General features: G+C 65.3%; 16 protein-coding genes, 2 tRNA genes and 3 pseudogenes. 11 read left to right on the top strand and 10 right to left on the bottom strand.

Features of this window, described 5'->3' with window-relative positions; genetic code table 11:
• Both P3W97_RS06470 and hpnC read right to left on the bottom strand, forming a co-directional pair.
• The coding region (locus tag P3W97_RS06470; RefSeq protein WP_300844940.1) for a biotin/lipoyl-binding protein at positions 1 to 367 on the bottom strand (367 nt) is incomplete at its 3' end.
• Entirely contained in the window at positions 361 to 1,248 is an 888-nt protein-coding gene (gene hpnC / locus P3W97_RS06475; protein ID WP_300844942.1) for a squalene synthase HpnC, read from the bottom strand. The genes P3W97_RS06470 and hpnC, both read right to left, overlap by 7 nt.
• Before the next feature lie 119 nt (positions 1,249 to 1,367).
• Between hpnC and P3W97_RS06480 the strand changes: the two genes are divergently transcribed.
• The 3 genes from P3W97_RS06480 to P3W97_RS06490 all read left to right on the top strand — a co-directional run bounded on the left by P3W97_RS06480 (position 1,368) and on the right by P3W97_RS06490 (position 3,986).
• Positions 1,368 to 2,402, top strand: coding sequence for a diguanylate cyclase (locus P3W97_RS06480; RefSeq protein ID WP_300844944.1), 1,035 nt, complete (start codon positions 1,368 to 1,370; stop codon positions 2,400 to 2,402).
• An 83-nt stretch (positions 2,403 to 2,485) separates the two neighbouring features.
• Positions 2,486 to 2,571 (top strand) — tRNA-Leu (locus P3W97_RS06485).
• Positions 2,572 to 2,960: 389 nt separating this feature from the next.
• Positions 2,961 to 3,986 carry an MBL fold metallo-hydrolase gene (locus tag P3W97_RS06490; RefSeq protein WP_300844946.1) on the top strand — a complete coding sequence of 342 codons (1,026 nt, stop codon included), beginning with the start codon at positions 2,961 to 2,963 and terminating at the stop codon, positions 3,984 to 3,986.
• Here P3W97_RS06490 and P3W97_RS06495 read toward each other — a convergent pair.
• A complete protein-coding gene (locus P3W97_RS06495; RefSeq protein ID WP_300844948.1) occupies positions 3,978 to 4,940 on the bottom strand; it encodes a substrate-binding domain-containing protein in 963 nt (320 codons plus the stop codon). The genes P3W97_RS06490 and P3W97_RS06495 overlap by 9 nt on opposite strands.
• 69 nt (positions 4,941 to 5,009) lie before the next feature.
• On the opposite strand from P3W97_RS06495, the pseudogene P3W97_RS06500 reads away from it, so the two are divergent.
• Together P3W97_RS06500 and P3W97_RS06505 are read left to right on the top strand one after the other, a co-directional pair.
• Positions 5,010 to 5,699: pseudogene (locus P3W97_RS06500) on the top strand (ABC transporter permease); the annotation flags it as partial.
• 89 nt (positions 5,700 to 5,788) lie between these two features.
• Positions 5,789 to 6,433, top strand: coding sequence for a substrate-binding domain-containing protein (locus tag P3W97_RS06505; RefSeq protein WP_300844950.1), 645 nt, complete (start codon positions 5,789 to 5,791; stop codon positions 6,431 to 6,433).
• 18 nt (positions 6,434 to 6,451) lie between these two features.
• On the opposite strand, the gene P3W97_RS06510 is transcribed toward P3W97_RS06505, so the two are convergent.
• A complete protein-coding gene (locus tag P3W97_RS06510; RefSeq protein ID WP_300844952.1) occupies positions 6,452 to 7,588 on the bottom strand; it encodes a helix-turn-helix domain-containing protein in 1,137 nt (378 codons plus the stop codon).
• A 232-nt stretch (positions 7,589 to 7,820) separates the two neighbouring features.
• On the opposite strand from P3W97_RS06510, the gene P3W97_RS06515 reads away from it, so the two are divergent.
• From P3W97_RS06515 to P3W97_RS06530, 4 genes are read left to right on the top strand one after another with little or no spacing between them, the layout of a single operon-like run.
• Positions 7,821 to 8,297 (top strand): 4Fe-4S dicluster domain-containing protein, encoded by a 477-nt coding sequence (locus tag P3W97_RS06515; RefSeq protein ID WP_300844954.1) that lies wholly within the window; start codon positions 7,821 to 7,823, stop codon positions 8,295 to 8,297.
• Between the two features lie 19 nt (positions 8,298 to 8,316).
• Positions 8,317 to 10,164, top strand: coding sequence for an aldehyde ferredoxin oxidoreductase family protein (locus tag P3W97_RS06520; protein WP_300844956.1), 1,848 nt, complete (start codon positions 8,317 to 8,319; stop codon positions 10,162 to 10,164).
• 13 nt (positions 10,165 to 10,177) lie between these two features.
• Positions 10,178 to 11,455, top strand: a complete 1,278-nt coding sequence (locus P3W97_RS06525) for an FAD-dependent oxidoreductase (RefSeq protein ID WP_300844958.1) — start codon at positions 10,178 to 10,180, stop codon at positions 11,453 to 11,455.
• Between the two features lie 14 nt (positions 11,456 to 11,469).
• Positions 11,470 to 11,721 (top strand): sulfur carrier protein ThiS, encoded by a 252-nt coding sequence (locus tag P3W97_RS06530; protein ID WP_300844960.1) that lies wholly within the window; start codon positions 11,470 to 11,472, stop codon positions 11,719 to 11,721.
• A gap of 13 nt (positions 11,722 to 11,734) precedes the next feature.
• Here the strand turns inward: P3W97_RS06530 and P3W97_RS06535 are convergent, their stop codons facing one another.
• Together P3W97_RS06535 and P3W97_RS06540 are read right to left on the bottom strand one after the other, a co-directional pair.
• Positions 11,735 to 12,091: a DUF5368 domain-containing protein gene (locus tag P3W97_RS06535; RefSeq protein WP_300844962.1), complete on the bottom strand. Its 357-nt coding sequence runs from the start codon at positions 12,089 to 12,091 to the stop codon at positions 11,735 to 11,737.
• Between the two features lie 35 nt (positions 12,092 to 12,126).
• Positions 12,127 to 13,470: an FAD/NAD(P)-binding oxidoreductase gene (locus P3W97_RS06540; protein ID WP_300844964.1), complete on the bottom strand. Its 1,344-nt coding sequence runs from the start codon at positions 13,468 to 13,470 to the stop codon at positions 12,127 to 12,129.
• Positions 13,471 to 13,603: 133 nt separating this feature from the next.
• Between P3W97_RS06540 and P3W97_RS06545 the strand changes: the two genes are divergently transcribed.
• The gene (locus P3W97_RS06545; protein ID WP_367184599.1) at positions 13,604 to 14,032 is read left to right on the top strand and encodes an OsmC family protein; all 429 of its coding nucleotides are present in this window, start codon (positions 13,604 to 13,606) and stop codon (positions 14,030 to 14,032) included.
• A 1-nt stretch (position 14,033) separates the two neighbouring features.
• On the opposite strand, the gene P3W97_RS06550 is transcribed toward P3W97_RS06545, so the two are convergent.
• From P3W97_RS06550 to P3W97_RS06565, 4 genes and pseudogenes are all read right to left on the bottom strand, one after another.
• Positions 14,034 to 15,020, bottom strand: a complete 987-nt coding sequence (locus tag P3W97_RS06550; RefSeq protein ID WP_300844966.1) for a recombination-associated protein RdgC — start codon at positions 15,018 to 15,020, stop codon at positions 14,034 to 14,036.
• A 7-nt stretch (positions 15,021 to 15,027) separates the two neighbouring features.
• Positions 15,028 to 15,101: transfer RNA gene (locus P3W97_RS06555), tRNA-Gly, on the bottom strand.
• Between the two features lie 69 nt (positions 15,102 to 15,170).
• A complete protein-coding gene (locus P3W97_RS06560) occupies positions 15,171 to 16,649 on the bottom strand; it encodes an NAD-dependent succinate-semialdehyde dehydrogenase (RefSeq protein ID WP_300844968.1) in 1,479 nt (492 codons plus the stop codon).
• Positions 16,650 to 16,788: 139 nt separating this feature from the next.
• Positions 16,789 to 17,293, bottom strand: a pseudogene (locus P3W97_RS06565) (arginase family protein).
• 155 nt (positions 17,294 to 17,448) lie between these two features.
• On the opposite strand from P3W97_RS06565, the pseudogene P3W97_RS06570 reads away from it, so the two are divergent.
• Positions 17,449 to 18,164: pseudogene (locus P3W97_RS06570) on the top strand (IS5 family transposase); the annotation flags it as partial.

Raw genomic sequence — 18,164 nt, forward strand, 5'->3', positions numbered from 1 at the left:
GGGCGGCGTCGCGCGCAGCGCGGGCGCGATCCCGCGCCAGCTCTAGGTCGGCGGCGTCCAGCCAAGCCAGCGGCTGCCCCGCCCGCACCGGCTGGCCCACGTCGGCACTCCAGCGCAGCAGCACGCCGCCCACCTCGGCGGCGATGCGGGCCTCGTTGCGCGCCACCACCTGGGCGCTGGCTTGTCGCTCGGGGCGCAGTGCCACCTGGCTCAGCGGCTGTACCCGCACTGGCGCCGACGTCGGCGGGATGGCGGCACTCGGCGCAGTCGTGTTGGGTTCGGCAGCGGGGGCTGTCCACGACCACGGCAGCGCCGCCAATATCAGCGCAGCCAGGGCCGCGCGGCCTAGCATCGTCGGATTCAGCATATGGGATTGTCCCCAACGGACGGTGGGCGGTGTCGAACGGCGCGGACCAGGAGCAACAGCCAGTCGCGCCTGCACAGCCGCGGTGGGTGGGTGAGGGTGTGGCCGCCAACGGCTTCGATCCGCTCCAGCACGCGCAGCCCCCCCTGTAAGACCAGACGCAATTCCCACCCGAAGCGTCCGCGCAGACGGGCAGGCAGCCCCCATCCCCGCCGCAGCAACGCGCGTGCTCGGCGACAGCCGTCAAGCACGATGGGGGCCAGTGCAGCCTCTGACAGCGCAGGCAGCTCTCCCGATGTGGGCAGCCCATGCGCACGCAAGGCGGACTCTGTCAGATAGCAGCGTCCGCGGGACAGATCGTGGCCCAGGTCTTGCCAAAAGTTGATGAGTTGCAGTGCGGTGCAGATGGCGTCGCTTTCGCGCTCAGCCTCGGCATCGTCAATGCCCGCCAAGTGTAGCAGCAGGCGGCCAATCGGGTTGGCCGAACGCGCGCAATAGGCCAGCAGTTCCGCATCGTCGCGGTAGCGCCGGCCTTCGGCACGCCAGCGCACGTCCTGCTCGAACGCATCCAACAGGGCCTCCAGAGGGGGCAGAGGCAGATCATGGCGGCGCCGCGCATCGTCCAAGGCTGCCAGCATGGGCAACCAAGTAACAGGAGTCGCCGCAGGTGGCTGTCCACCGTGCCACATGGCCCGCAGGGCCTGGCGCAGCACGGCCAAAGCCGCCAGCCGCTCTGCTGCCGCTGCATCCCCTTCGTCGGCCACATCGTCAGCCATGCGGGCAAAGCGGTAGATGGCCACGACCGCCGAGCGCCAACGCCCCGGACACAAGATGGACGCGACGGGAAAGTTCTCGTAATGATCGACACCGCAGGTCAACGACATGGTGCGATGGTGCCACATCGCCGCGCCCGGGGATTTCACCGTGCACAGCATCCCCATGGGTGATAAGATCAAAAAATTAAACAACAACAATTGCCGCCCTCAACGCCGACCAGGGAGCCATGGGCCAGGTATTGCAGCACCTCGAGCAGCTCGCTCGCCTGACGCGCGGCAGAGACCGCGACAGCATGGACGCGACGCTGGTGGAGGTTCTTCTGCCCTTGCTGCAAGCGCGCAGCGTCGCACTGTGGGAGGCCCTGCCCGATGACGGACACGATCGTCTGCTGACCCGGGCCCGCTTGGAGCGGGGCATGGCCGTGCCCCAATCGTCCGCTCCCTGGGTCTCATTGTCCGATTTGCCGTGGGTGCACGATGACCCAGACCGGGAAGATGTCTGGCGTGTGGGCCAGACCCGCCTCCTGGCAGGTCAGGGCCATGTGCGTCTGTTGGTTCCAGTGCTTACCGAGGCCGAGCGCCGATTGCTCATCGAAGCGGTGATGGACCGAGCCCCGGATGCCCATACGGTCCGTGTGGCGGAAGGGATGGCACGGATTTTCGAGAACTTCATCAACCTGCTCGACGCCAGCGAGCGCGACACCCTGACGGGGCTTCTCAATCGCAAATCGTTTGACGACATGTTTTTCAAGGCCACGCGGCGCGACACCGCCCCGCCAAACATTCCCGGCGAGCAGCGCCGCTGCCACGGACCGTACTGGCTGGCCGTGATCGACGTGGATCATTTCAAGTCTGTCAACGACCGCTATGGCCACTTGATCGGCGACGAAGTGGTGCTGCTGATCGCGAGGATATTGCGCAGCACCTTCCGGCACGACGACCGGCTGTACCGATTTGGAGGGGAGGAGTTCGTGGCGCTTGTGCGTGCCTGCGACGCGCAGGCGGCGCATGCGGCTTTCGAGCGCCTTCGCCGCAACGTTGAGGACTATCCCTTCCCGCAGGTCGGCCGCATCACGGTCAGCATCGGCTACACGCTGGTGCGGGAGCATGACACCCCCTCAGATGCTTTCGAGCGTGCCGATCGCGCCGTCTATTTGGCCAAGGCCGAAGGACGCAATGCCGTGCGGGGGTTCGAGGACTCCCTTCAGTGCGGCGAGTCGGCTGCGCAGCGCGGTGCGGAAGGTGACATCGAGTTGTTCTGAGGCGCACCCTGCAAAGGGCCGATCGGCCCCGGCTACAATCAGCGCTTCTGAGGTGTGCGGGCGCGTGTCAGTGGCCCGCCGGCGCGCGGGTGGCGAAATTGGTAGACGCACCAGGTTTAGGTCCTGACGGTGGCACACCGTGGGGGTTCGAGTCCCCCCCCGCGCACCAGTCCAATCAGCCAGATTTTCCACTGCTGTGCCTTTGACACAGCCGCCAACGCGCCGTGGTCGCCCTGTCCGAAATCGGTGACAAAACGCAGATGGCCTCCTTGGCCATGGCACAGCACTGCACAGTACTGAGCCGCTGACGGTGACCATCGGCACCGCGCTGGGCATGCGGATCGCAGATGTGCCAGCGGTGTTCCAGCGTGACCAGCTGGCCCACCGCATTCCTATCGCATCCCAAGGCGACGGGCGCGTGGGTCGGCAGCAGGCCGCATGTCACCCATTGGACGCTACAGGATCTCGTCACAATGGGGTAATCGTTGTATGCTTATCGAGTAAACGGTTTGGCCGAAGGCCCCTGGCCCGCGCACCGCACCACAGGAGTTGCCATCCATGTCTTTAGCCTCTGTATCCCGCCGACGCTGGCTGCAAATCGCCGCCGGATCGGGTTTGGTTGGGGCTGGCCTTGCCGCCGTGCCCGAGGTGCGGCTGTTCGCCCAGCAGTTGCAGGACTTCATCGAAGGGCCGCCCGTGCCCGACATCAAGCCCGAGCGTATCACCCCCCATGTCTGGTTGATCTACGCCCAAGACGGCTTTCCCACCCCAGAAAACCGCGGGGTGATGGCTAATGTGGTGTTCGTCGTCACCTCGGTGGGGGTGGTGTTGCTCGATGCCGGCTGCTCGCTGCAGCACGGCGAGATGGCCATCCGCATGATCCGCACCGTGACCGACAAGCCCGTGGTGGCGATTTTCAACAGCCACTACCACGGCGACCACTGGCTGGGCAACCACGCCTTCGTCAAGACATTTGGCGAGTCGCTGCCGATTTACGCTCTGCCCCACACCATCGAGCAGATCAAGGGGGCCGAAGGCAACTTGTGGCGCAGCCTGATGGAGCGCTGGACCAACCAAGCCACGATGGGCACGCAGGTGGTGGCGCCCAATCGGCCGGTGCAACACGGGCAGACCTTTACCTTTGGCGATGTCACCCTGCGCATGCACCACTATGGCCAGGCGCATACGCCGTCCGATCTGTGCGTGGAGGTGGTGCAGGATCGCTTCACTTATGTGGGCGACATTGCGATGGAAAACCGCATTGCCAACATCGACGATGGTTCCTACCCCGGGACGTTCAAGTACTACGACGCGCTGCAGCAGGCGGCCGGCGACCAGGTGTGGTGGCCGGGGCATGGGCGCGGCAGCAAGACGCTGCTGCGCGACTATGGCACCTTCCTCAGAGGCATTTGGGAGCCATGCGTGCAGGCCGTCAAAGATGGCATTCCGCTGGAGAAGGCCAAGGATCTCGTGCTGAAGGACCCGCGCGTGGCCGCACGGGCGCGGGCAATGGCGGGCTTTGACTCCAATATCGGCAAATACACCAGCCTGGCGTATCTGGAGGCGGAGCGGGAGCTATTTTGACCCCGCAGCTGGCCGGGGCCGGGCTTTCGGGGGCAGGCGCCACCACATCAGCGTCGCGGTCAGCGACAAGACGGCGCCGCAGTCCAGCGGGGCATAGCCTGGAATGTCGGCCAGTCGTGCCTGCCACCCGGGCGTGCTCAACACCTGGCGCAGGGCGCGCAGCCCGGGTTGCTCTAGCGCGGTCTTGAGGCAGGCGAGGTCATGGCGCTCACGCACCAAGGGCACAAAGCCTAGCCCCAGCCGCTGCGCGGCCGCTTGCGTGCCCAGGCCTGCATCCGCAGCGCCACTGGCCACGGTTTGCGCCATGGCGACGTGCGAGGGCGCGCAGCGGTCGTAGCCCGGCAGTTCCTGCGGCTGCAAGCCCGCTTCGTGCAGCAGCCCATCCAGCAGCAGCCGGGTGCCGGTGCCTTCGGGCCGATTCACGAAGCGCAGCCGCCAGCGCGCCACATCTGCCAGACCCCGCAGCCGGCGCGGATTGCCCGCGGGGACGATCAGGCCCTGCCAGCGCTGCGCAAAGCCCAGCAGCTTGTGCCGCCCGGGGGTGAGCAACAGCCGCAAGGCGTGCGCCGCAGGGCTGTCGATACCGGCTTGCTCGCGGGTGTGAAAGCCGGCGATCACGCAGCGCCCCTCGTTGAGCGCGTGCAGCGCTTGCACGCTGCCACAAAAACGGATGTCCAGATGCAAGCGCGCATGTTCGGCGGCATGTGCCTGCAGCAACGCCAGCGCATCGTCGTGGCTGGCGTATAGCGGCAGCACATGGCTGTCCGGGTCGAAGGCCAGCGCGAAAGTGCGCGCCAGCTCGGCCCGCAGAGCCTCGATCTGCGGTGTGAGGCGGGCCTGCGCCAGACGCTCGGTCCAGATGAGCTTTTCGGCAAACGGGGTCAGAGTGGCGGCCTGGCCCCGCTCCCAGTGCACCAGCGGCTGGCCCAGCCGCTCTTCCCACGATTCTGACATATGCAGGCGCCTGCATTCCGGGCAAGCCTTGGGCGCTCGCCACCCGGTCGGCCGCTACGGTGCGCGGCCATGGAGTCGTTTGCGCAGGGCTTGGTCGTCGCTTGGGGCTTGCTGCTATCGGGGGATGCCACGTTGTGGCAGATCGTCGCGCGTTCGCTGACGGTCGGTGCGGCGGCCTGCGCGTTGGCGTGCGGACTGGGGTTGCCGATCGGGGCATGGCTGGCCGTGGCGCGTTTTCCAGGCCGCGCGGCTGTCGTCACGGTGGTGAACACCTTGCTGGCGGTCCCGTCGGTGGTGATCGGGCTGGTGGTGTACTTGCTGTTGTCCCGTTCGGGGCCGCTGGGCTTCCTGGGTTGGTTGTTCGCCTTTCAGGCCATGGTGCTGGCGCAGACAGTGCTGGTGTTGCCGCTGGTGACTGGGCTCACGCGCCAGGTGGTCGAGGATGTGGAGTCCCAGCATGGCGAACAGTTGCGCGAGTTGGGCGCCGGGACGGTGTGGCGCGGCTGGCTGCTTGCCTGGAATGAGCGGTACGCGCTGCTGACGATTGCGATCACGGCGTTTGCGCGTGCGGTCTCGGAGGTCGGGGCGGTGATGGTCGTGGGCGGCAATATCGAGGGCTTTACCCGCGTCATGACGACGGCGATCACGTTGGATAACAGCAAAGGCGATTTGTCGCTGGCGCTGGTGGGCAGCAACGGCAGTGGCAAGAGCACCCTGTTGCGGGCGCTCATGGCCCTGTTGCCCGTAGAGGGCGAGCTGCGCCGCGCGCCCGGGATGCGTGCGGCCTTGGTGTTCCAGCGGCCGTATCTGATGCGTCTGAGCGCGTTGCACAACGTGGCGATTGCGCTGTGGTTGCAGGGGCAGCGCTGGGTACCGGGCAGGCACTGGACATGGCCCGCCGGGGGGATGCCGATGTGGTGCTCGTGCACGACAAAGAGGCAGAAGAACGGCTGGTGGCCGAGGGCTGGGGCGTGCAGCGGCACGAGGTGATGGTCAGCGACTTCGTGCTGGTGGGCCCCCGGGCGGATCCGGCGGGCGCCAAGGGGCATGACATCGCCGCGGCCCTGCGCCAAATCGCCCGGGTGAATGCCCCTTTCGTCTCGCGCGGTGACAAAAGCGGTACGCACGCAGCCGAGTTGCGCTATTGGGCACTGGCGGGGCAGCCCAATGCGGGTCATGGCTACCGGCCGTGCGGATGCGGCATGGGACCCGCCCTGAACATGGCAGCGGGCATCGGCGCCTATGTGTTGACCGACCGGGGTACCTGGCTGCGCTTCCAAAACCGCGCCTACCTGGCCATTGTGGTCGAGGGGGATGCGCGCTTGCTGAATCCCTATGGCGTCATCCTGGTCAATCCAGCGCGCCATCTCCACGTCAAGGCGGCTGAGGGGCAGGCTTTCATCGACTGGATCACCGGCCCAGCAGGGCAGTCCGCCATTGCCAGCTTCACGGTCGATGGCGTGCGGCCGTTTCACCCCAATGTCTCGCGCTGACGCCGCGGCATCGCGGGTTCAGCGCTGCCGCAGCTTGCGGTAGACGGTGGCCCGGCTGATCCCCAGTTGGCGCGCTGCTTCGGCCACATTGCCGCCCGCTTGCGCCACGGCGTGGCGGATCAGGGCTGCTTCCCGGCTTTTGAGGGGCAGGGTCGCCCCGTGCAGCGCGTCGTCGTGTCCCGACTGCGCCAGCACCAGCAGTCGCAGCCCCAGCCAACTGGGCAATTCGAGCGGCCCGCGCCCCCGACGCGCGGCGCTGAACAAGTCGCCATGCGGCACGGCAAACACCTCGTCCGCGTGGGGCCAGCCGCCCGGGCTCGCTCCTGTGCCCGGGCGCAGGTCCAGCATCTCGGTGGCCGTGCGGTTGGCGCCCACTATGCACCCGTCGGCGTCGAGGATCAGGATGCCATCGTCGTCATCACCCGGCAGGTGCCCCGGCCATGTCAGGCGCAGGCTCACGGCATGGGGGCGCAGCAGTACCAGGGCGTTTTCGATGCGCCGTGCCGTCACGCTGACCAGGTGCTTGAGGGCGCGGCGCTCCGGGGCCATGACGCCGGTCAGATCGAGCATGCCGATACATGCGCCGTCGGGGTCGAACAGCGGCGCCCCGGCGCAGCTGTAGACCGCTGTGTCGTCAAAAAAATGCTCCCCGCGGTGCAGCCAGACCGGCATTTGCTCGACCAGCGCGGCGCCGATGGCGGAGGTGCCGATGGCCCCTTCCGACAGGTTCACGCCGATGCGGGCAATCGCGTGGACATGGCGGTTGCCGGGATCGACTGGGCCATGCACATCGATGACGACGCCTTGCGCATCGGTCAGCAGCGCGAAGTAACCGGTGTCCGACATCGCCCGACCCAGCGTCCGGTCGATGATGGGGCTGGCCGCCTGCCGCAGGGCGTGACTGGCCTCCAGAGTCCGGCGTATGGCGGCGGCGCTGACGCAGTCGAACATCACGCGCTCGCCCGGTCGCTGCCCGCGCGCCAGGCAGCGGCGCCACGAGGACGCGATCCAAGGCTCTAGGCCTGGCACATCCCCGTCGAATTGCGGGTCGACGAGCATCCGGCGCCGGGCCTGGTCGATGGCAAGAGTACGGGCGTGTGCAGGAATCGGATACGTGCCGGCCGACCCGCCGGGGCTGCTGGAGGCAAGGGCCAAGGTTGTCTCCTGATCGTTTTGGGCTGCGCCAAACTATTGGACGACACATGCCGATTCGGCGCAGCGTCAGTCGAGCCGGACCACTGTCGCATTTTGAGAAATTCCGCGCATCCCCCGGACCGGCTAGGGTTATCCCCAAGAATAGCAGGGGATTGTGCTTCGACAATGTTGCACCAAGGCGATGAAATTCACAAGGCGCCCGCGTGGTGCCAATACCCCCAGGAGATCAAGCATGCAAAAGGTGCTGCACATCGATCCGGCCAAGTGCACGGGCTGCCTTCAGTGCGAAATGGCCTGCTCGTTCGAAAACTACGGCATATACGCGACGTCCAAATCGCGCATCAAGGTGTTCCACTTCCACCACACCGGGCGCAAGGTGCCCTACACCTGTACCCAGTGCGACGAGGCGTGGTGCCTGCACGCCTGTCCGGTGGAGGCCATCACCGTCGACAAGTTCACGGGGGCCAAGGTCGTCAACGAGACCACTTGCGTGGGCTGCAAGGTCTGCACCATTGCCTGCCCCTTTGGCACGGTCAATTACGTGCAGGAAACCGGCAAGGTCCAAAAGTGCGATCTGTGCGGTGGCGACCCGGCCTGCGCCGATGCCTGCCCCACGGGCGCCATCACCTTCATCGATGCCAATTGGACCGGCATCGACCGCATGAAGCAGTGGGCCGACAAACTGGGCAACCAGACGGCTGCCGCCTGATCGTCAAAGGAGCACAAAAATGTCTTGGGCTGGAAAAATCCTGCGCGTCAATCTGACGGCTGGCACCTGCACGGCCGAGCCGCTGAACATGACCTGGGCGCGCCAATACTTGGGCTCGCGCGGGCTGGGCAGCAAATACCTGGTCGAGGAGGTGGACCCCAAGGTCGATCCGCTGTCGCCCGACAACAAGATCATCTGGGCCACCGGCCCGTTGACCGGCACGATGGCTTCTACCGGCGGGCGCTACACCGTCATCACCAAGGGGCCGCTGACCGGGGCCATGGCCTGCTCCAACTCGGGCGGGTATTGGGGCGCGGAGCTCAAGATGGCCGGCTGGGACATGATCATTTTCGAGGGCAAATCGCCCAAGCCGGTATACCTGTACGTCAACGACGACGAGGCCGAGCTGCGCGACGCCTCGCACCTGTGGGGCAAATCGGTCTGGCAGACGGAGGAGATCCTCAAGACCTCGCTGCAAGATCCGCTGCTGCGCATCTCCAGCATCGGCCGTGCGGGCGAAAACCAGGTTCTGTATGCGGCGGTGGTCAACGATTTGCACCGCGCCGCCGGCCGCTCCGGTGTCGGTGCGGTGGCGGGCAGCAAAAATCTCAAGGCCATCGCGGTACGCGGCACCAAAGGCGTGGGCAATCTCCGCGATCCCAAGGCCTTCATGCAGGTCACGAAAGAAAAGAAAAAAATCCTGGCCGACAATGCCGTGACGGGGCAGGGGCTGCCCAAGTACGGCACGCAAGTGCTGATGAATGTCATCAACGAGATCGGCGCGTTGCCCACGCGCAACCACCGCGACGTGCAGTTCGAGGGCGCCAAAGACATTTCGGCCGAGGCCATGCTGACGCCGCGTCCCAGCGATGGCAAGACCCAACTGGTCACCAATCAGGCCTGCTTTGGCTGCACCATTGCCTGCGGGCGCATCAGCAAGATCGACGAAACGCACTTCAGCGTACAAAACAAACCCCAGTACTGGGGGGCCAGCGGCGGGCTGGAGTACGAGGCCGCATGGGCGCTGGGGGCAGCCAATGGCGTGAACGATCTAGAGGCGCTGCAGTACGCCAACCTGATCTGCAATGAACAGGGCATGGACCCGATCAGTTTTGGCGCCACCGTTGGCGCTGTCATGGAGCTGTATGAGCTCGGTGTATTGACCCGAGAGCAGATCGGCATCGAGGCGCCCTTCGGCTCCGCTCGCGCCCTGTGCGAGCTGGCGGACATGACGGCCAACGGCGTCGGGTTTGGCAAAGAGATCGGGCTGGGCTCCAAACGCCTGTGCGAAAAATATGGCCACCCCGAGCTGTCCATGAGTGTCAAAGGGCAGGAGTTTCCGGCCTACGACTCGCGCGGCATCCAAGGTATGGGTTTGGCCTATGCGACCAGCAACCGCGGTGCTTGCCACCTGCGCGGCTACACGGTGGCGTCCGAAGTGCTGGGCATTCCGGTGAAAACCGATCCGTTGACAGCCGAGGGCAAGCCCGAGTTGGTCAAAGCCTTCCAGGATGCCACGGCGGCGTTCGACTCGGCAGGCATCTGCATCTTCACCAGTTTTGCCTGGGGGCTGGCCGACGTCGCGCCGCAGGTGGCGGCCGCCTGTGGTGATGAATACACCACCGAGGAGCTGGAGCGCATCGGTGAGCGCATCTGGAACATGGAGCGCGAGTTCAACAACGCGGCCGGTTTCACGGCCAAGGATGACAGCCTGCCACCGCGCCTGTTGACCGAGCCTGCCAAGAGCGGCCCGGCCAAGGGGCTGGTCAACAAGCTGCCCGAGATGCTACCCAAATACTACGCGGTGCGGGGTTGGGACGAGCAAGGCCGTCCCACCGCCGAAACCAAGGCGCGTCTGGGTCTTTGATCTACCGCTCGACATGACTCATCACGTCATTCTGGGGGCTGGACCAGCCGGGGTGATCGCGGCCGAAACCATCCGCAAGCATGCACCTACGGATCACATCACACTCGTGGGCGACGAGCCGGAGCCGCCGTACTCACGCATGGCGATTCCGTACCTGCTGATCGGTCATATCGACGAGGCGGGCACTTATCTGCGCAAAACCGCCGACCACTACGAGCGCCTGCGCATCGAGCGGGTGCAAGGGCAGGCGATCGCGGTGGACGCCTCGGCGCGCACCGTGCGGCTGGATGGCGAGCGTACCCTGACCTACGACCGGCTCCTGATCGCTACTGGCTCGCGTCCTGTGCGCCCGCCGGTCCCAGGCATCGATCTGCCCGGGGTGCATCACTGCTGGACCTTGGCGGATGCCCGTGCCATTATGGAACGGGCTCGGCCAGGGGCCCGCGTGTTGCAACTGGGGGCTGGCTTCATCGGCTGCATCATCATGGAGGCGTTGCAACAACGCGGCGTGACCCTGACCATCGTCGAGATGGGCGACCGCATGGTGCCACGCATGATGGGGCCGGCCGCTGGCGGCATGATCCGCGACTGGTGCCAAGCCAAGGGCGTGTCGGTGCACACCAGCACGCGGCTCGAAGCGATCGAGCCCGGCGCTCCGCTGATCGCGCGTCTGTCCAACGGCCATGCGCTGGAAGCCGATCTGGTCATCATCGCCGCTGGGGTCAAGCCAGCCATCGATTTTCTTGAAGATTCGGGCATCCGCTGTCTGCAAGGGGTGCTGACCGATGAGCATATGCAGACCAATGTGGCCGGGGTCTTCGCGGCGGGCGATTGCGCAGAGGCGTTCGACAAGGTCTCCGGCACCACCATCGTTAGCGCCATCCAGCCCAATGCGGCCGAGCAAGCTCGCGTGGCTGCACACAATATGGTAGGACGCCGGGCCGAATTGCGCGGGGTCACCCAGATCAATGTGCTCGATACGCTCGGACTAATCTCCACCAGTTTTGGCAACTGGCAGGGTGTGCCCGGCGGTGATCGTGTGGAGCAGGTGGATATCGAGCACCGCAAGGTTTTGAGCTTGTGCTTCGATGGCGAGGTGATGATCGGCTGCAATACCGTGGGTTGGACCGATCATGTGGGTGCGTTGCGTGGTTTGGTCGAGGGCAGGATTCGCCTGGGCAAATGGAAGCGTGAGTTGATGCGGGAGCCGACGCAATTCATGGCAGCCTATCTGGATGCCGCGCAAGGCCACGCCCATTGGAGTGCAGCCACCGACCGGTATCGCCGCTGAGGAGCCGTGCCGCCATGCAAGTTCTGCTCAAGCTGTTTGCGACTTTGGAGGATTATCTGCCCCCAGGGTCGCGGTTCAACCAGGTCGAAATCACCGTTGCCGATGGCGCGACGGTTCAAGCCGTGATCGACCAACACCGATTGCCGCCAAAACTGGTCCATCTGGTGCTCGTCAACGGGGTGTTCATCCCGCCATCCGAGCGCAGCGCTCACCGATTGACCCCTGGCGACGTACTGGCGGTCTGGCCGCCGATCGCCGGGGGCTGAGCCGTCCGTGGCGTTAGGCGGCCGAATGGGTCGGCCGGCTCCACACGCCCATCACGGTATAAGCAAGCAGTGTGGTGCCCGCAAAGCCGATACCGTAGACGATCATGATCAGAAACCAATCGGCCGGCCCCGCTGCATCGGTAAATCCGGAGGACGACACGGCTGCCATGATCACCAGCGCGAGTCCACCGCCGAGCAGGCCCAGGAGCTCTGCACGCACCAGCCGGCGCGACACCAAGCGCCCATCGCGCCGCCACACCCACACAAATCCCACGACCGCGCCCAGCGCGATCAAGGGCAAGATCCACAACAGCGGCCCAAGCATTTCTTGAAACACCGCTAAGAACACCCAAAAATCATATTCTTTCATGGCGTTGTCGCTCCTTTTCTATGCGCATTCGTCATTCAAGCGCGGCCGCGCAGCATGCTGATATAGGTCGGCTTAAGTGCCATAGTTTTCATCACCCAACTGACCCAGAGTTCTTCCAGCGGTGCGATAAAGCCAGGGAACGACTGATACAAGTTATCTTGATAGTCGAACTCGATCAGCATCGCGCGACCGAGCCGGGTGATCAGCGGACAGGAGGTGTAGCCGTTGTATTTCTCGCTGGACGGCTTGCCCGCGATCTCGCCGATGAGATGGTCAGTCGCCACCGGAACCTGCCACTTGACGCTGGCCGCCGTTTTGCCCTTGGGCACGCCGGCAATATCACCGACACCAAACACGTTGGCATAGCGCTTGTGGCGCAGCGTCTCGCGATCGACCTCGATCCAGCGCTCGGCGGCAAAGGGCCCCTCTTGCCACGGCAGCGGGCTGTTGCGCACCACTGCGGGGGCGCGCATCGGGGGCACGATGTGGATGAAGTCCCACTGCATCTCGGTGCGACCGGCAGGCGACTCGTAGGTGGCGATGCGCCGTCCGGCGTCGATGGCCACCAAGCGATGCTCCATGTGGGTTTTGATGTCGCGCTGCCGAAACAACATGCGCACTTTCTCGGAGACGATGGGGACCGAAAACAGCGCTTTTTGTGGCGCGAGGTAGTGCAATTCCGCCTTGCCGCGCTGATTGGATCGACGCAGCCGGTCATCCGTGAGGAAGGTGTATTTGAGCGGGGCACCAGCACATTTCATGTCCGTATGCGGCCGCCCCATCAGCGCTACGCCGCCTTTTTGAGCGAAATCGGCCATGGTTTTCCACGTCTCGGCAGCGGCTTGCGGGCCATAGTAGATACTGCCGATGCCTTCGCGGCCGATGAGGCCGGGGTCCATGCCTTCGATGCCGCCGTAGTTGAGCTCAAGCCCGCATGCCACGATCAGATAGTCGTATGGCACCGATTGGCCGCCGGCGGTGACCACCTTGCGAGCTTCGGGATCGATTTCCGCGGCGGCCTCCTGCACCCAATCCACCCCGCGCGGAATATATTCTTGGGTGGTGGAGACAACATATGTGGCCGGTTTGATACCTGTGCCGACCAGCGTGTAGCCGGGCTGGTAAAGATGCTCGCGCCGGGCATCGATCAAGGTGATTCGAGCCCCTTGCAACCGCTGCGACAAGCGCGACGCCGCCGCCAGCCCGGCGGCTCCGGCCCCCACGATGACGATGCGCGCCTGGGTTCGCACCGGCTCGACGCTTGCCTGCACGGGCGTCGCAGCCGTGCCGACGCCGGTCAATACCGCACCGCTACCCGCCAACGCAGCCATGCGGCGCAGCGCGGCACGACGGTCTAACTCATACTCATACTGGATCATGTTTGGCATTCCTTTGCTGAATTCGCAACGACTGGTAAGCTTGCTAGACCACGCCGGTGGACATTTTGATATAAATCAAGCCAGCGCCTGCTGGCCAACTAGGAGTTTCCCTCATATGGCATCCTCCGTGACCGTGACTTTGACCCGTCGCAGCGGTTATCAGTTCGACATCGACTTCGGTGCCGAGTGGCCACACCTATTGAGCGACGAGCCGGCGCCGCTCGGGCAAGGTCAAGGCCCGACGCCTAGCCATCTCCTGCTGGCAGCGGTGGCCAACTGCCTGAGCGCGAGCCTGACGTTTGCGCTCACCAAATTCAAGCAGGACCCTGGTACCCTGACTGCCGTGGCGCGTGCCAGCGTCGGCCGCAATGCCGCCAATCGCCTGCGGGTGCAGCGCATCGAAGTCGAGATTCGATTAGAGCGCCCCGGGGACGCCTACGAGCATCTCGACCGCATCCTCGGGCAGTTCGAGGAGTTTTGCACCATCTCCATGAGCGTGCAGCAAGGCATCCCGATCGACGTGCGCGTCACCGGCGGCGACGGTCAGTTGCTCAAAGGGTGATTCAGCGCGGCGCTTCGCCGCCCAACGCTGCGATCAGGTCGCCGATCAGCGCGGACAGTTCGCCCGTGGCGATGGTGGCGTCGGCGTCGAAGCCGTCCGCCTCGCCCGTGTCGTTGTCCTCGAACACCCCGTCCTGAAATGCCAATCGGCGCAGTTGTGCGCTGTCGGTGAGCACGAAGGTCACACGGCCATCCCAGTCCAGCGCCAGCTTGCTCGGCCGCTTGCCTTGCGCGAGGTGGCGCCGCATATCCTCGGTATCCAGCACATGGCGGGTGAAGCGCACCACGGCGGGGCTGTCGCCGTCCCCTTTGAGTTCGACCTCACGCCCGGGGGCGAAATGCGCGGGCCAGTCTGCCGCCTCGGCACCCAGCCAGCCCGCCATGGCGGCCGCCGGGGACAGGACAGTCTGCAAGGGCTCCACGCGCAGCCCATCCAGGGCGCGCACCAGTGCCGTCACCACCGCGTCCACCCGCTTGGCCGTGGTGCTGTCAAAGGCGATGCGCCCGCTGCCCAGGTCCATCCACACCAGGACGTCCACCGACTGCGCAAAGGCCATCGGCAGCAGTTCCTGCACGATCGCCTCCTTGAGGTCGCGCTGCTCTCGCCGGCCGGGTTGGCGTCCCTCGCTGGCTTCGATCTGCGCGCAGCGTGCCTGCAACTCGCGCTTGACCACCGCTGCGGGCACGCGCTTGGTCTCCAGGCGGTAGCGCATCAGGCGGTGGCCAGCGATCGATTCCACCAACGGGGCGTGGGGCTGGCCGCGGGGTGGCAGCCAGCCTTCGCTTTGCATCTGGGTCGGGCCGCAGGGCTGGAAGGGCCGGGCGGCCAGAGCCTGCTCCATCTGCTCCAGGGTCGCGGCAAAGCCGTCGCCCATGCGATAGACCGTCAGGTTTTTGAACACGATACGGGAGCGATCGACGGCGGCCAAAGTGCCGCCGGTTGCACGCGGCCAGTCCTCATCGATCGGCCGAAAGGAATGTCCAACCACGGGGGGCTGGAGCGGGCGATGGGAATCGAACCCACGTCTTGAGCTTGGGAAGCTCAGGTCCTACCATTGAACGACGCCCGCGTCGAGGCCGTATTGTAGAGCAAAGGTTGCGCGCCGCCCGGGCGGGTCGGGCAGGGGGCCAGGGCGGCCTCACTTGAGCACGTCGCCGATGCAGACGTACTTCAGCTCCACATACTCGTCCATGCCGTGGTGCGAGCCTTCGCGGCCCAGGCCGGACTGTTTGACACCGCCGAACGGTACATGCTCGGTGGCCAAAATGCCGACGTTGATGCCCACCATGCCGTATTCCAGCGCCTCGGCGACGCGGAAGATGCGGCCCACATCGCGGCTATAGAAGTAGCTGGCCAGCCCGAACTCGGTGGCGTTGGCGGCGTCGATGGCTTCTTGTTCGGTGCGGAACTTGAACACCGGCGCAAACGGGCCGAAAGTCTCTTCCCTCGCGCACAGCATGTCGGGGCGGGCGTCGGCGATCACGGTCGGCGCGTAGAACAGCCCGCCCAGGCGCCGGCCGCCGGTCAGCAAGCGGCCTCCCTTGGCGACAGCATCTTCGACGTGGCGCTGCACCTTCTGGACCGCGGCCTCTTCGATCAGCGGACCTTGGTTGACACCGTCCTCAAAGCCGTTGCCCACTCTGGCCGTGGCCACCTTGGTGGCAAACTTTTGCACGAAGGCCTCGTACACGCCTTCTTGTACATAAATCCGGTTGGAGCAGACACAGGTCTGGCCGGCATTGCGGTATTTGCTGGCAAACGCCCCTTCGACCGCGCTGTCGATGTCGGCATCGTCGAAAACGATGAACGGTGCATTGCCGCCGAGCTCCAGCGACAGCTTTTTGACCGTGGGCGCGCACTGCGCCATCAGGATGCGACCGACTTCGGTAGAGCCGGTGAAACTCAGGTGTCGAACCACCTCACTCGCACTGAGCACTTTACCGATTTCCACGCTGCCGGGTCCGTCGCTGGTCAGCACGTTGAGCACCCCAGCCGGAATGCCGGCGCGCAGCGCCAGTTCTGCGGCAGCGAGCGCCGTCAGTGGTGTCTGTTCAGCCGGCTTGATGACCACCGGGCAGCCGGCGGCCAGTGCCGGCGCCACCTTGCGCGTGATCATCGCCAGCGGAAAGTTCCACGGTGTGATTGCTGCACACACCCCGATCGGCTGGCGCAGCACCAGCAATCGGCGGTTATTGTCGAAGGGGGGCAGGGTCTCGCCGTTGACGCGCTTGGCTTCCTCGGCAAACCATTCGACGAAGCTGGCGCCGTAGGCGACCTCGCCTTTGGCTTCGGGCAGGGGCTTGCCCTGTTCAGCGGTCATCAGCCGACCCAGATCGTCCTGATTGGCCATGAGCAGGTCGTACCACTTGCGCAGGATTTGCGCGCGTTCCTTGGCCGTTTTGTGGCGCCACGCCGGCCAGGCGGCATTGGCGGCGGCGATGGCCGCTTCGGCGTCGGCGGGGCCCAGTTTGGCCACATCGGCCAGCTTTTGCCCCGTGGCGGGGTCATGCACGTCGAATCGCTCTGCGCCCGACACCCACTGCCCGTCGATCAGGGCGTCGGTCTTGAGCAACGTCGGGTCCTTGAGCTGGGCCAGCGGGGAGGACTTCATGTCCATCGTCGTCTCCGTCACATCCATAAGATGGCGACACTGTAGCGCGAAGGCGCCTGTGAGACCGGTACAGCGGGTGACAGCCACCGCGACGCTGTGCGGGCCGCGCGGCCGATACAGCCCAGAGCATGCTGCGCCGCCCCTATCAGCGATAGGCCACGCCGGGCAGCACGCACAGCATCTCGTACAGCAGGTTGGCGCCCAGCAAGGCGGTGTTGCCGCTGGGATCGTAGGGCGGCGATACTTCGACCACATCGCAGCCCGCCAGATTGAGGCCGCGGCAGCCACGCACGATCTCCAGCGCCTGCGGCACGCTCAGACCTCCGACTTCCGGCGTGCCGGTCAATGATCGGGCGGTAGTGCTGCTCGATGATCTGGACCGATTTGGGCAGGTGGAAGGTGTTGATCGGCACGTCGCCCAGGTCGGCGACCTGCAGCGTGTCGAACGGCGCCGCGCCGGTGGCCATGTTGTACGGTCGAAGCAGGCACGACTCGGCCCGGATCTGGCGCGGCCCGAAGCGGGCGCCCGGCCGGTGGCTCGTGCCAATGTCCAGTGGCACGCCGATGAAGGCGGCGTCCAGGCCGTCGGGCGAGGTCGCGGCGGGCAGCCGCATCATGGTTGCCGGGCCGCCAAGCGCAGCAGCCACCAGCCCAGCCGGTCGAACCAGCGGTAGTGCGAAGGCAGGTCGGGCAGCCAGCGTCGCATCGTCGGATCCCCCTTTAACAGGCCGTTGAAAAACCCTCGCTGGCGCCCGGCTTAGCCGCTACGATCTGAAGCCATCTGCAAACGACCCAGACGAAGACGATGAGAGGCAAGCAAAACTTCCAAGGGGCGATGTGATGTTCAGCTACATCAGCCTTGAAGAGCGAGTGCCGCAGGCACATTCGCTGCACAAACTGCGCGCCGTGGTCGATGCGCTGCTGGCGACGATGGATCGTGAATTCGAAGCGGTGTACGCCCGCCGGGGCCGCCCCTCGGTGCCACCGGAGATGCTGCTCAAAGCCTTGCTGCTGCACATCCTGTTCTCCATCCGCAGCGAGCGCCAACGGGTCGAGGCCATCGACGACAACCTGCTCTACCGCTGGTTCGTGGGCCGGAACATCGAGGACAAGGTCTGGGACCATTCCACCTTCAGCGCCAACCGCGAACGCCTGTTCAACGAAGACCTCGCCCGCGCCTTCTTCGAGCGCGTCAAGGCAAGCGCCCAGTGGGGTCGGCTCGACAGCGACGAGCACTTCAGCGTGGACGGCACGCTCATCGAAGCCTGGGTCTCGCACAAGCGCTTCAAGCGCAAGGACGATGACAGCGGCTCGCCATCCGGGCGCAATCCCGAGGTGGACTTCAGGGCCAAGCGCTGCAACGACACCCACGCCAGCGGGACCTACGCCGATGCCCGGCTGTTCAAGAAGAGCGCGGGCGACACGACCAGCCTTAAAGTGCGCGAGCGCATCGAAGAGGCCTTTGGCTGGATCAAGACGTGGGCGGTCTGGCCAAGCTCACGGGTCAAGCGCTGCTGTGCT

It is taken from the genome of Tepidimonas sp., from assembly GCF_029335975.1.
Lineage (GTDB): Bacteria > Pseudomonadota > Gammaproteobacteria > Burkholderiales > Burkholderiaceae_C > Tepidimonas.